Below are 13,541 nucleotides of genomic sequence, written 5' to 3' on the forward strand. Positions count from 1 at the left end.
ATGACCGTTCAGTCCTCCTGCCATCTCCAGGATGGCCAATAATATCCCTGACCGAAGCGCGCGCCAGCATGAAGCGCGCAAGTACGGTCCCGTTCTGTTTCAATGCCTTCAATAAGCACATTCGCAGCGATTTTTGAACAAAGGGTGACCAGCTGTGTCAGCGCCGGCGTTTCACGTAAACGCCAGAAAGCGATCTTATCGATTTTTATTCCGCTTAATGGCAGGCGGCAGGATAAAAATGCTTGTCCTGACGCTTCATCAATATCATCCAGCCAGATCCGGTGTCCTCGCGCGGTCAACTGCTGAAGCGCACAACTCACCCTCAGACGCGCCGGGTCTGAGAGTGTAAAGAACGAGGCAGGCTCCACGAGTTCAATGTTCAGCGGTGGGCTGTTAAGTTGCAGTAAACGCTGAAACATTTCCGGTATGGTCAGAACGGTTATCGGCAAATTTATGAAAAGGTTGTCACAGGGGCAGGGGTTTTTTAACGCGGCGATCTGTGCTTCCAGCAGCATAAGCGCCCGGGCGGCGGACCAGTCCTGGAAAAAGCTTTCGTTTTGCTGATGCGGCGACAGCACGCTGAGCACTTCGGCCCCCACCGTGCGCGAAGATAAGAGGGCGACAATGGGTTCAAGCTTAATGCCTGTAATATCGTGTGAGATGTGCTGCACGCACGAGGGAAAACCTGTCTGGTCTGGCGCTGTCACTCCGTCGTCCTGTTCACTTCCAGCCTCCAGGCGGCCGGGTTACCGCAGGACAGTGTGAAGGTGAAGTAAACAGGAAAACAGCAGGCGTTACTTAAAAGCGGCTAAGCCTTTTCGCAGCCCGTAAAAGAGGGATAAATGTTGAAAAAACAGCCGTATTTACAATCAGCTAGTCATTATCGCCAGAGAAGGCGGAAAAGGCATTGACTCACTACGCATTGACCGTATAATTCCAGGCGTTTCACCACCGCGAAGTACACTCTTCTCCGTGCGCCCTTAGCTCAGTTGGATAGAGCAACGGCCTTCTAAGCCGTAGGTCGTAGGTTCGAATCCTACAGGGCGTGCCATTAAATTTCACAGATTGCCGCCTGCGCGACGTCCTGCTGATTTTCTCCATGAAATACCCCTCGCGAAAGTAGCGTTAACGCACATTTTTCACAGCACAATTGACTGTTATAACAGTATTTTTCTTACCCTATGGCAATTTTGCTATTCCTCTACCATGCTCATATCACCTCACTCTTACTCGTGGGGCTTTTCGTAGTTGCTGATTAATCTCAAGGAAAAAGGTTATGAAAAAAACGACTGCTATTTTGATGGGCGCTGCATTTCTGTTTACCACCAATACCTTTGCGGCTGAACTGCTGACGAAAAACGAGTTTGAGAAAGTGGAATCACAGTATGAAAAAATCGGTACGGTTAGCACTTCCAATGAAGTCTCGGTAGACGACGCGAAAAAAGAGCTGATCGAGAAAGCCGATAAAGAAGGTGCTGATGTTCTGGTGCTGACTTCCGGTAATACCAACAACAAAATTCACGGTACCGCCGATATTTTCAAGAAAAAATAATGCCTTAGCAACCACCCCTGTTTCGGGGTGGTTGCGCGCCATACCTCCCGCCAGCCTTGTTTCTTGTCTCTTCTCGCTCAGAGATGTCCGTTGACACTTGATTACGCATTCATAATGCGTATAGTTCTCATTTGCATTTCTTTTAATAACTTTTAAGGCCCGACAACGGGTCATTTTTGCGCGCACGTTAAGAGCTCATTATGAACAACACCACAATGCACAAAACGCTGCTGGCGATTGCCATCGGCGCGGTTACACACTCCGCTTTTGCGGCGGATGAGAAAAAAGAGGACACCATCGTGGTCCAGTCCACGGCGGGGAGTGATTTCAAACCCGGTGGTGACCAGCTGCTTCCAGCCTTCCTCGACGGCCAGGTGGCGAACGGCGGGCGCATGGGTATGCTCGGTCAGCAGAACGCCATGGACGTGCCGTTCAACATCATCAGCTACACCTCGAAGCTGGTGGAAGATCAGCAGGCAAAAACCATTGCTGACGTGGTTGCCAACGACGCGGGCGTACAATTTGTTCAGGGTTACGGCAACAGCGCGGAAACCTTCCGCATTCGCGGCCTGAAGTTTGACGGCGACGATATGACCTTTGGCGGATTGTCCGGGGTGCTGCCGCGTCAGGTGGTGGATGCCCAGATGGTCGACCGTATCGAGATCTTCAAAGGGGCCAACTCCCTGATGAACGGCGCCGCAAGCTCCGGCGTGGGCGGGATGATCAACCTTGAGCCTAAACACGCGGGCGACACCCCGCAGGCGAAAGTGGGCGTTGACTACACCTCGGATTCCCAGATTGGCACCACGCTGGATGCGGGTCGTCGCTTTGGCGATAACGACCAGTTTGGCGCGCGCGTGAACCTCGTGCATCGCGAAGGGGAAACCGGCGTGCCGAACGACCGCCGCCGCACCACGCTGCTCTCCACCGGCCTGGATTACAAAGGCGACCGCTTCCGCACCTCGCTGGACCTGGGCTACCAGAAAAAAACCTTCCACGGCAGCCCAACCAGCGTCAACATCTCGGCGGTGGACTTTGTGCCTGAACCGCCGAAGAACGATCGTAACTTCTCGCAGAAGTGGGCCTACAGCGATATCGAAAACGAGTTCGGGATGTGGCGCAGCGAGTATGACATCACCGATAGCTGGACGGCATATACCGGTCTCGGCGCGCAGCACGCGCACGAAGAAGGGATCTACAGCGCGCCGAAGCTCCTCGATAAGAGCGGTAATGCGACGGTCAGCCGCCTTGATACCAACCGCATCAGCGATTCCGTCAGCGGCATGGCGGGCATTCGCGGTAACTTTGACACCGGTTTTGTCTCGCACAAGGTCAACGTCGGGTATTCAGCGATGACCAAAAACGAAAAAATCGCGTGGAAAATGTCGGCGGCGGCAGATAACCCGACCACCAACATCTATCACAACACCGGCGTTGATATGCCGGACAGCACTAACTTCAACGGCTTAGGCGGGAAATACAGCGATCCGCTGACCAGCGGGCGCACCCGTACCCAGGGCTGGCTGCTGAGCGATACGCTGGGCGTACTGGACGACAAGCTGCTGTTCACCGCAGGCGCACGTCATCAGAAAGTTGTCATCCGCGGGTACAACAAAATCACCGGCGCGGAAAACGACGCGGACGGTTTCGACGGCAGCCGCTGGATGCCAACCTACGGCGTAGTCTATAAACCGTGGGAGGAAATTTCCCTCTACGCCAACCACACCGAGGCGTTACAGCCCGGTGAAACTGCGCCGAACACTGCTACTAACTACGGCCAGAGCACCGGTATCGTGCACTCTAAGCAGAACGAAGTGGGCGTAAAGGCGGACTTTGGCCGCGTGGGCGGCTCCCTGGCGCTGTTTGAGATCAAAATGCCGTCGGCGATCCTTGACGACAGCGGTCACTACGGCCTGGATGCAGAACAGCGTAACCGCGGCGTGGAGCTGAACGTCTTCGGCGAGCCAATGCTTGGGATGCGTCTGAATGCCAGCGCCACCTGGTTGCAGGCCGAGCTGACCAAAACCAAAAACGGCGTCAATCAGGGCAACGATGCGATCGGTATTCCGAGCTTCTACGCCGTGCTGGGCGCAGAGTACGATATCAAGCCGATTGAAGGCCTGACGGCGACCGCACGCGTTAACCACTCCGGCACGCAGTATGCCGATCTTGCGAACACCAAAAAGCTGGACAGCTACACCACGCTGGATCTGGGCATGCGCTATCGCTTCGCGGTGAACCACAATGAAAACCAGATGACCGTGCGGGCAGGCATCGACAACGTGACCAACGAGAACTACTGGTCAAGCGTGGACGATTCCGGTACTTACATCACTCAGGGCGAGCCGCGTACCTTTAAGGTCTCGGTTGGCTACGAGTTCTAAGCGTTCCACCTCGTTATCCGGGGCAGGGACGCCCCAATCCCTTCGTTGTCGTGTTATAAAATTGTAATAAAAGCTTCTTACACTGGTCGCCACATCCTTACCTCTTGGCCAATGACAGGAAGCCGCTATGGGCAGACCCCTCAAATCCGTATTTAAAAAAGAACATCGCGACGATATCAGTAACCGCAGCGCTAACCCGGTATTCTCCGAGGTTGCAGAGGTGTTCCTCTCCCGCCGCCGTTTTCTCCAGATGGGGGCCGTAGCGGGGGCCGCCGTATCATTCCCGTATCTGATCACACCCGAAAATGCCATTGCCGCGGTATCGAAGTCTTCCGCGCTGGCAAAAGCGGTTTCCCTGGGCTTTACCAGCATCGAGGTCTCCACGGAAGACACGGTCAGGGTGCCAGAAGGCTATATTGCCCGCCCGTTCTATCGCTGGGGTGATCCGACGGGAATCAAAGACAACATGCCGGCATTTAAGCCGGACGCCAGTAATACCACAGACGAACAGGCTGTGCAGGCGGGCATGCACCACGACGGCATGGCGTGGTTTAGCCTGCCGCAGGGGGGGCAAAATCCGGAGCATGGCCTGCTGGCGCTGAACCATGAATACATCGATAACGGGATGCTGTTTACCGACGGTACGGCGAACTGGAGCCTCGACAAAGCCCGCAAGGGGCAGAACGCGATGGGCGTGTCGGTGGTGGAAGTGAAAAAAACGGGCAGCGGCTGGGAGGTGGTGCGTCCGTCATCCTTCGCCCGGCGTATTACCGTCAATACGCCAATGCAGCTTACCGGCCCGGCGCGGCATCAGGATTTAATGAAAACCGCCGCCGATCCGCAGGGGGAACGCGTTCTGGGCACCATGCAGAACTGCGCCAACGGCCACACGCCTTGGGGCACCTATCTCACCTGCGAGGAGAACTGGTCGGACATTTTTATGAAAAAAGCCGATCTCAATCCGCTGGAAAAACGCTACGGCATCAGCGACAGCGATGAGTCCTACCGCTGGAACGAGGTGGATGAGCGGTTCAGCGTCGATAAAACCCCTAACGAACCCAACCGTTTCGGCTGGGTGGTGGAGATCGATCCCTACAACCCGACCTCCACCCCGCGCAAGCACACCGCGCTGGGCCGCTTCAAGCATGAGGGGGCCGCCGTCACGCTCGCCGCCGATAATCGCGTGGTGGTCTACATGGGCGACGACCAGAAGTTTGAGTACATCTATAAGTTTGTCTCCGACAAAAAATACGATCCCGCGAACCGGGAAGCCAATATGCAGCTGCTGACGTCCGGCACGCTGTACGTCGCCAGGTTCAACCAGGACGGAAGCGGCGACTGGCTGCCGCTGATCTTCGGGCAAAATGGCCTGGATAAAAGCAACGGGTTTGAAAGCCAGGGCGATCTGCTGATCAAAACCCGCCTGGCGGCCGACGCGGTGGGGGCAACGAAAATGGATCGTCCCGAGTGGATTGCCGTCGATCCGCACGCCAGCGGCAGCGTCTACTGTACGCTCACCAACAACAGCGATCGCGGTAAAGAGGGGAAGGCACCGGTCGATGCCGCTAACCCGCGCGCCAACAACGTGTTTGGTCACATCATGCACTGGCACGAAGAGGGTGCAGATCCTGCCGCCGCACGCTTTAAGTGGGATATTCTGGTTATGGCCGGGCGTACCGACGGCGACGATCCGAAGGCCAAAGGCTCCATGCAGGGCGCGGCATTCGGCAGCCCGGATGGGTTGTCGTTCGATCACCAGGGCGTCCTGTGGATCCAGACCGACGTCTCCTCCAGCACCATCAATAAGAAAGCGTACGAGGGGATGGGCAATAACCAGATGGTCGCCACCATTCCGGGCACCAACGAGTATCGCCGTTTTCTGACCGGGCCGCGCGGATGTGAAATCACCGGCATTGCGTTTACGCCGGACAACCGCACGCTGTTTATCAACATTCAGCATCCGGGGGAGGGCGGGGATGATATTACCGACCCGGCCAATCCGCGCGCTGTTTCCAACTGGCCAGACGCCAGCCCGAACGGGCGTCCGCGATCGTCAACGGTGGTGATTACCAAAGCGGACGGCGGGATCATCGGGTCGTGACGTTTATCCGCCGGGCGCATGCGCTGGCCCGGCGTTAAGCTTGCTACCACCAGCATGAAGTGTTAAAACGTGCCCCTTCTAAAAAAGAGACAGGGGTAGGGCGTGAAAGACGCGTCATCCGCTTCAGGCCATGGTAGCGCTGAAGCTTCGTCGGATCAGAGTCCGACGCTGCAACGTGGTTTGCAAAATCGACATATTCAGTTAATTGCCCTTGGCGGCGCGATCGGTACCGGGCTGTTTCTCGGCATCGGCCCCGCCATTCAAATGGCTGGCCCGGCGGTTCTGCTGGGTTACGCTATCGCCGGGATTATCGCCTTCCTGATCATGCGCCAGCTCGGCGAGATGGTCGTTGAAGAGCCGGTGTCCGGCTCCTTCGCACACTTTGCCTATAAATACTGGGGGCCGTTCGCAGGCTTCCTCTCCGGCTGGAACTACTGGGTGATGTTCGTGCTGGTGGGCATGGCAGAGCTGACCGCCGCCGGCATCTATATGCAGTACTGGCTCCCGGACGTGCCGACGTGGATTTGGGCCGCGGCCTTCTTCATCATCATTAACGCCGTTAACCTTGTGAACGTGCGCCTGTATGGCGAGACCGAGTTCTGGTTTGCGCTCATCAAGGTGCTGGCGATTATTGGCATGATCGGCTTTGGCCTGTGGCTGCTGTTCTCCGGTCACGGCGGCGAGCGTGCAAGCATCGACAACCTGTGGCAGCACGGCGGCTTTCTGGCGACCGGCTGGAAAGGGCTGATCCTGTCGCTGGCGGTCATTATGTTCTCCTTCGGCGGGCTGGAGCTGATTGGCATCACCGCGGCTGAAGCGCGCGATCCGCACAAAAGCATTCCGAAAGCGGTCAACCAGGTGGTGTACCGTATCCTGCTGTTCTATATCGGCTCGCTGGTGGTGCTGCTGGCGCTCTATCCGTGGGTAGAAGTGAAATCTGACAGTAGCCCGTTCGTGATGATCTTCCACGATTTGAACAGCAACGTGGTGGCTTCGGCGCTCAACTTCGTCATTCTCGTGGCGTCATTGTCGGTTTACAACAGCGGGGTTTACTCCAACAGCCGCATGCTGTTTGGCCTCTCCGTACAGGGCAACGCGCCGAAGTTCCTCACCCGCGTCAGCCGTCGCGGCGTGCCGATCAATTCGCTGTTCCTTTCTGGCGCTATCACCTCGCTGGTGGTGCTGATTAACTATCTGCTGCCGAAAGAGGCGTTTGGCCTGCTGATGGCGCTGGTTGTCGCCACGCTGCTGCTGAACTGGATCATGATCTGCCTGGCGCACCTGCGCTTCCGCGCGGCGATGCGCCGCAAGGGGCGCGAGACGCAGTTTAAAGCGCTGCTCTATCCGGCGGGGAACTACCTCTGTATCGCCTTCCTCGGGCTGATTCTGGTGCTGATGTGCACCATGGATGAGATGCGCCTGTCAGCGATGCTGCTGCCGGTGTGGGTGGTGTTCCTGTTTATCGCATTTAAGCTTTCACGCAAAAAGTAGCGCGGTTTTCTCCCTCTCCCTGTGGGAGAGGGCCGGGGTGAGGGCACCAGACCGCACCAAACCAGACCGCACCCGCCTTCACGCCCGGTGGCGCTGCGCTTACCGGGCCTACATGTTCGGGGACGTTATTTAGTAGGCCGGGTAAGGCGCAGCCGTCACCCGGCACCTCCCCTTCACCGTTATCGTGACTCCCCTCCCAATTCTGTTTTGATCCAGAGGATCTTTGTTTTGTAATCGATTACTTTTCATTTGAACGAATTTGTAATCGATTACTTTTTCCGGGTGAGGCTTATCATGGTGTCAACTGAGAGTAGTGAAAAGGCGATAACGCAGCACCGGCTGCTGGTGCCGCGTCTGTCGCTGATGATGTTTCTGCAATTTTTTATCTGGGGTAGCTGGTCGGTCACGCTTGGCCTGGTGATGACCCGGCACAACATGTCTTTGCTGATTGGCGACGCGTTCTCTGCCGGACCCATCGCTTCCATTCTTTCGCCGTTCGTGCTCGGGATGCTGGTGGACCGCTTCTTCGCCTCGCAGAAGGTGATGGCGGTGATGCACCTCGCGGGCGCGGCGATCCTCTGGTTCGTGCCGGGGGCGTTGATTGCTGAGAACGGCGCGCTGCTGATTGGCCTGCTGTTTGGCTATACGCTCTGCTATATGCCGACGCTGGCGCTGACCAACAACATTGCGTTTCACAGTCTGGCGAACGTGGATAAAACCTTCCCGGTAGTGCGCGTGTTCGGCACCATCGGCTGGATCGCGGCGGGCATTTTCATCGGCGTCACCGGCGTGGCGTCCAGCGTCACCATCTTCCAGGTGGCGGCGGTCAGCTCCGTGTTGCTGGCGATCTACAGCCTGACGCTGCCGCATACGCCCGCCCCGGCGAAAGGCCTGCCGGTAAAGGTGCGGGATCTCTTCTGCGCGGACGCCTTCGCGCTGCTCAAAACCCGCCACTTCTTCGTCTTCTCCGTCTGCGCGATGCTGATCTCCGTCCCGCTCGGCACCTATTACGCCTACACCGCCTCGTATCTGGCGGATGCCGGCATTGCCGACGTCAGCACCGCCATGTCCTTCGGGCAGATGTCTGAGATCGTCTTCATGCTGGTTATTCCTCTGCTGTTCCGCCGCCTGGGCGTGAAATATATGCTGCTGATCGGCATGCTGGCGTGGTTCGTGCGTTATGCCATGTTCGCGCTGGGCGTCAGCGAGGAGGGGCGCATTCTGCTGTATCTCGGCATTCTGCTCCACGGCGTCTGCTACGATTTCTTCTTTGTCGTTGGCTTTATCTACACCGACCGCGTGGCGGGCGAAAAGGTCAAAGGCCAGGCGCAGAGCATGATCGTGATGTTCACCTACGGCATCGGCATGCTGCTCGGCTCGCAGATTTCCGGCGCGCTCTACAACCGTCTGGTGGCAGGGCAGACCGTGCCGCAGGCGTGGGTCACATTCTGGTGGATCCCGGCGGTGGCTGCCGCGGCGATCGCGCTGATTTTCCTTCTCACGTTTAAGTATGACGATGACAAGGCGTAACGTTCAGGAGGTAGTATGAGGACAATGAAAGGACCGGGCATTTTTCTGTCGCAGTTTATTGGCGGGGAAGCGCCCTTCAACACGCTCGACGGGCTGGCTGGATGGGCGGCGGGGAAGGGTTACAAAGCGGTGCAGATCCCCTGCAACCATCCGCATATCTTTGATGTGGAGAAAGCCGCAGAGAGTCAGGCCTACTGCGACGACATCACCGCCAGGCTGGCCGCGCATGGGCTGGTCATCAGCGAGCTGTCGACCCATCTGGAAGGGCAGCTTGTTGCGGTAAACCCGGTTTACAGCGAGGCGTTTGACCACTTCGCCCCTGCTTCCGTGCGGGGTAACGAGGCGGCGCGTCAGGCGTGGGCGACGGAAAAGCTGAAGCAGGCGGCGGTCGCCTCGGCCCGATTAGGCCTGAAAGCACACGCCACCTTCTCCGGATCGCTGGCCTGGCCGTTTTTCTACCCGTGGCCGCCGCACAACGAGCAGCGTTTTCAGGATGCATTCGGGGAGCTGGCAGCCCGCTGGCGGCCGATTCTGGATACCTTCGACGAGCAGGGCGTGGACGTCTGCTTTGAGCTGCATCCGGGGGAAGATCTGCACGACGGCGTCACCTTCGAGCGTTTTCTGGCGCTGGTCGATAACCATCCGCGCTGTAATATTCTCTACGATCCAAGCCATATGCTGCTCCAGCAGATGGACTATCTGACCTTTATTGATATCTACCATGCGCGCATTAAAGCGTTCCACGTGAAGGACGCCGAGTTCCGCCCCAGCGGGCGCAGCGGCGTCTACGGCGGCTACCAGCCGTGGATCAACCGCGCCGGACGCTTCCGCTCGCCCGGCGACGGACAGATCGACTTTAAGGGCATTTTCAGCAAGCTGACCCAGTACGACTACGACGGCTGGGCGGTGCTGGAGTGGGAGTGCTGCCTGAAGGATGGCGATACCGGCGCGAGTGAGGGCAGTGAATTTATCCGCCGTCATATCATCCCGGTTTCCGGACGGGCGTTTGATGATTTCGCCGCAGGGGGCAGCCATGATTAACGTCGGGATTATCGGCAGCGGGTTTATTGGCCCGGCGCATATCGAGGCGCTCAGGCGTCTCGGGTTTGTGCAGGTGGTCGCGCTCTGTGACGGCTCGCTCGTTAAGGCGCAGGAAAAGGCGCACCAGCTCAATGTGCCGCACGCCTGTGCCAGCGTGGAGGAACTGCTCGCGCTCCCTAATCTGCACGCGGTGCACAACTGCACGCCGAACCACCTTCACGCGGAGATTAACCGCCAGATCCTGCGTGCGGGCAAGCACGTGTTTTCCGAAAAGCCGCTGTGCATGACGCCGGACGAGGCGCGTGAGCTGGTGGCGCTGGCGGAGCAGGCAGGCGTGGTGCATGGCGTGAGTTTTGTCTATCGCCAGTTTGCGATGGTGCGCCAGGCGGCGAGCATGATGCGTGCGGGCAGCCTCGGGCGGCTGTTTGCCTCGCACGGCAGCTATTTACAGGACTGGATGCTGCTGGAAACCGACTACAACTGGCGGGTGGATGCCGCGCTCGGCGGCGCGTCGCGGGCGGTGGCGGATATCGGCTCCCACTGGTGCGATACGGTACAGTATGTGACCGGCAGGCGTATTACCGGGGTGATGGCTGATTTATCCACCGTCTGGCCAACGCGCAAGGCCAGCGCGGGCGGTCATCAGACCTTCTCCCATGACGAGCAGGCGGAGTATGAAGACAAACCGGTCACCACCGAAGACTTTGGCTCGGTGCTGTTCCGCTTTGACGACGGCAGCAAGGGCAGCTTTAGCGTCTCGCAGGTGAGCGCGGGGCGAAAAAATCGCCTGACCTTTGAAATTAACGGCAGTGAGCAGTCGGTGGCGTGGGATCAGGAAATCCCGCAGCAGCTGTGGGTCGGCCATCGCGCCAGGGCAAACCAGATACTCTGCGACGATCCGGGCCTGATGAACCGTGACGTGGCCGACAGCGCCCACTTCCCCGGCGGGCACATTGAAGGCTGGCCGGATGCCTTTAAAAATATGATGGCGCAGTTTTACCGTGCCGTGCAGGCGGGCGCGATGCCGGATAATCCGCAGTTTGCCACCTTCCACGATGGCACCTGTGTGATGTATATCATTGATGCGATTATGAAAAGTCATCAGCAGCAGCGCTGGGTGCGCGTGGAATACTGACGCATTGCCCGGTTCGCCGGGCAATCAATTTATGGTAGCCTGCACAAAACGCTAACCGCAGGATGTATCGTCGCTATGTCAATTCAGAAAATCGCTCAACTGGCCGGGGTATCCGTGGCAACGGTCTCCCGCGTACTGAATAACAGCGATACCGTGAAGGCGAAAAACCGCGAGCGCGTTTTGCAGGCGATCCAGGAGAGTAACTATCAGCCCAATCTGCTGGCGCGTCAGCTGCGCACTGCCCGCAGCTATATGATCCTGGTGATGGTCTCGAACATCGCCAACCCGTTCTGCGCCGAAGTGGTGAAGGGCATTGAAGCCGAGGCAGAAAAGAACGGCTATCGCATTCTGCTGTGCAACTCCGGCTCGGATATTGAGCGCTCCCGCTCGGGCTTAAGCCTGCTCTCCGGCAAAATCGTCGACGGCATTATCACCATGGATGCATTCTCGAAACTGCCGGAGCTGGCCGCGCTGATTGGCAACGCGCCGTGGGTGCAGTGCGCTGAATACGCCGATGCGGGCGCGGTCTCCTGCGTGGGGATTAATGATGTTGATGCCTCCCAGCACGTTGTCAGCCAGCTTGCCGACGGGGGACGCAAACGCATTGCGCTCATCAACCACGACCTCAGCTACAAATATGCCCGTCTGCGCGAGCGCGGCTATAAGAGCGTCATACACCTGCGGGATCTGGACTATCAGGCGGTGGAGTACGCCAGTGAGCTCAGCTCTGGTGCGGGCATGGCGGCGATGCAAAACCTGTTAAAAGCAAACCCGCCGGATGCGGTATTTGCCGTTTCCGATACGCTGGCGGCGGGGGCGCTGCGCGCCATACAGCAGGCAGGGCTGCGGGTGCCAGAAGATATCGCGGTGGTCGGCTTTGACGGCACTGAGCTGGCGGAGATGATTTCACTCACCACCATTGAACAGCCGTCGCGGGATATCGGGCGCAAGGCGGTCGATCTGTTACTGAACAAAATCGACAACCCGGATGCGCCCACGGAAAGGGTCATGATGGACTGGCGCTTTATTTCCCGCGCCAGCGCCTGATTATCTGGCGATGACGCCAGCCAGCGAGCGAATATCGTTTCCGGTTGGCGACTGGTGAATACGCAGGCCAAATTCATCTACCACCGCGAAAATATGATCGAAGATGTCGGCCTGAATATCTTCGTATTCCGCCCAGATCACCGTGTTGGTAAAGGCATATATTTCAATCGGCAGCCCGTTGGCATCCGGCGCGAGCTGGCGCACCATCAGCGTCATATCTTTGCGAATGCGCGGGTGGTTACGCAGATATTCATTCAGGTAGGCACGGAAGGTGCCGATATTGGTCATCTTGCGCAGGTTTAATACCGATTCCCCTTCGCCGTTCTGCTGATTCCACAGGTTAATTTCCTCATGACGCGCCGCCAGATACGGCTTCAGCAGTTTCGCCTGAATCAGTTTCTGCTGCTCCTGCTCGTCGAGGAAATGAATGCTGGTGGTATCGATATTCAGGCTACGCTTGATGCGGCGACCACCGGAGGCGGACATGCCGCTCCAGTTGATGAACGCATCGGACACCAGCGCCCAGGTCGGGATGGTGGTGATGGTGTTATCGAAGTTGCGCACTTTAACGGTGGTCAGGCCGATGTCGGTCACCGTGCCGTTGGCGCCGTACTTCGGCATCTCCAGCCAGTCGCCGAGCTTGAGCATGTCGTTGGCGGAGAGCTGAATGCCCGCCACTAAGCCCAGTATCGGGTCTTTAAAGACCAGCATCAGAACGGCAGCCATCGCACCCAGGCCGCTTATCAGAATGGCGGGTGACTGACCGATCAGCAGGGAGATAATCAGTATCCCCACCAGAATGGCACTCACCAGCTTAACGCCCTGGAATATCCCCTTCAGCGGCAGCTGCGAGGCGGTAGCCATTTTCTGCGACAGATTGAAAATCACGTCCAGCAACGAGAAGAAGGAGAGCAGGGCATAAACCATCACCCACAATTTCGCGCAGGTGGTGAGTAATTCCGCCGCTTCGCTGCCTTTTTGCAGCCACAGAACCGCCTGAACGTTGACGATTATCCCCTGGAGGGTAAACGCCAGACGGTGAAATAATTTGTTCTGCGTAATGATCTGCAACCATAAATGACTGCTGGCCTGGGCGCGTTTCTCGAATGCGCGCAGCACCACTTTGTGCAGAATAAAATGAACGATAATGGCCGTAAGAAAAATAATACCAAAGATAATCACTAAAGAGGTGGTGTGATTAATTTCAATCCCTAACTCTTCAACCTGAGCAATTAATTCCTGCATAACGTCTCCTGTATT

General features: G+C 57.5%; 10 protein-coding genes and 1 tRNA gene. 9 read left to right on the top strand and 2 right to left on the bottom strand.

What is annotated here, in order from left to right; translation table 11 throughout:
• Nucleotides 1-8 precede the first annotated feature (8 nt).
• A complete protein-coding gene (locus tag SK50_RS07860; RefSeq protein WP_045344580.1) occupies nt 9-671 on the bottom strand; it encodes an EAL domain-containing protein in 663 nt (220 codons plus the stop codon).
• 303 nt (nt 672-974) lie between these two features.
• Here SK50_RS07860 and SK50_RS07865 point away from each other — a divergent pair.
• The 9 genes from SK50_RS07865 (at nt 975) to SK50_RS07905 (ending at nt 12,281) form a co-directional block, all read left to right on the top strand.
• Nucleotides 975-1,051: transfer RNA gene (locus tag SK50_RS07865), tRNA-Arg, on the top strand.
• 225 nt (nt 1,052-1,276) lie between these two features.
• Nucleotides 1,277-1,552 (top strand): DUF1471 family periplasmic protein YahO, encoded by a 276-nt coding sequence (gene yahO / locus SK50_RS07870; protein WP_015571217.1) that lies wholly within the window; start codon nt 1,277-1,279, stop codon nt 1,550-1,552.
• Between the two features lie 200 nt (nt 1,553-1,752).
• Nucleotides 1,753-3,936, top strand: coding sequence for a TonB-dependent receptor (locus tag SK50_RS07875; protein WP_017382561.1), 2,184 nt, complete (start codon nt 1,753-1,755; stop codon nt 3,934-3,936).
• A gap of 127 nt (nt 3,937-4,063) precedes the next feature.
• Nucleotides 4,064-6,037, top strand: a complete 1,974-nt coding sequence (locus SK50_RS07880) for a PhoX family protein (RefSeq protein ID WP_045344578.1) — start codon at nt 4,064-4,066, stop codon at nt 6,035-6,037.
• Nucleotides 6,038-6,139: 102 nt separating this feature from the next.
• Nucleotides 6,140-7,528: a phenylalanine transporter gene (gene pheP, locus SK50_RS07885; protein ID WP_017382559.1), complete on the top strand. Its 1,389-nt coding sequence runs from the start codon at nt 6,140-6,142 to the stop codon at nt 7,526-7,528.
• A gap of 294 nt (nt 7,529-7,822) precedes the next feature.
• A complete protein-coding gene (locus SK50_RS07890) occupies nt 7,823-9,058 on the top strand; it encodes an MFS transporter (RefSeq protein WP_015571216.1) in 1,236 nt (411 codons plus the stop codon).
• A 15-nt stretch (nt 9,059-9,073) separates the two neighbouring features.
• On the top strand, nt 9,074-10,099 hold the full coding sequence (locus tag SK50_RS07895) for a sugar phosphate isomerase/epimerase family protein (protein ID WP_017382558.1): 1,026 nt from the start codon (nt 9,074-9,076) through the stop codon (nt 10,097-10,099).
• Nucleotides 10,092-11,234, top strand: coding sequence for a Gfo/Idh/MocA family protein (locus SK50_RS07900; protein ID WP_045344576.1), 1,143 nt, complete (start codon nt 10,092-10,094; stop codon nt 11,232-11,234). Before SK50_RS07895 ends, SK50_RS07900 begins: the two co-directional genes overlap by 8 nt.
• Before the next feature lie 75 nt (nt 11,235-11,309).
• A complete protein-coding gene (locus SK50_RS07905; protein ID WP_045344575.1) occupies nt 11,310-12,281 on the top strand; it encodes a LacI family DNA-binding transcriptional regulator in 972 nt (323 codons plus the stop codon).
• Here SK50_RS07905 and SK50_RS07910 read toward each other — a convergent pair whose 3' ends face one another.
• Nucleotides 12,282-13,526 carry a mechanosensitive ion channel family protein gene (locus SK50_RS07910; protein ID WP_015571212.1) on the bottom strand — a complete coding sequence of 415 codons (1,245 nt, stop codon included), beginning with the start codon at nt 13,524-13,526 and terminating at the stop codon, nt 12,282-12,284.
• Nucleotides 13,527-13,541 lie beyond the last annotated feature (15 nt).

This window comes from Enterobacter sp. BWH64 (assembly GCF_001037645.1).
Lineage (GTDB): Bacteria > Pseudomonadota > Gammaproteobacteria > Enterobacterales > Enterobacteriaceae > Enterobacter > Enterobacter hormaechei_C.

What these genes read in the sequence shown, in the direction of transcription:
- SK50_RS07905 (WP_045344575.1), top strand. Translation starts at nt 11,310, where the DNA reads ATGTCAATTCAGAAAATCGCTCAACTGGCCGGGGTATCCGTGGCAACG.
- yahO (WP_015571217.1), top strand. Translation starts at nt 1,277, where the DNA reads ATGAAAAAAACGACTGCTATTTTGATGGGCGCTGCATTTCTGTTTACC.
- SK50_RS07895 (WP_017382558.1), top strand. Translation starts at nt 9,074, where the DNA reads ATGAGGACAATGAAAGGACCGGGCATTTTTCTGTCGCAGTTTATTGGC.
- SK50_RS07890 (WP_015571216.1), top strand. Translation starts at nt 7,823, where the DNA reads ATGGTGTCAACTGAGAGTAGTGAAAAGGCGATAACGCAGCACCGGCTG.
- SK50_RS07900 (WP_045344576.1), top strand. Translation starts at nt 10,092, where the DNA reads ATGATTAACGTCGGGATTATCGGCAGCGGGTTTATTGGCCCGGCGCAT.
- SK50_RS07875 (WP_017382561.1), top strand. Translation starts at nt 1,753, where the DNA reads ATGAACAACACCACAATGCACAAAACGCTGCTGGCGATTGCCATCGGC.
- SK50_RS07910 (WP_015571212.1), bottom strand. Translation starts at nt 13,526, where the DNA reads ATGCAGGAATTAATTGCTCAGGTTGAAGAGTTAGGGATTGAAATTAAT.
- SK50_RS07880 (WP_045344578.1), top strand. Translation starts at nt 4,064, where the DNA reads ATGGGCAGACCCCTCAAATCCGTATTTAAAAAAGAACATCGCGACGAT.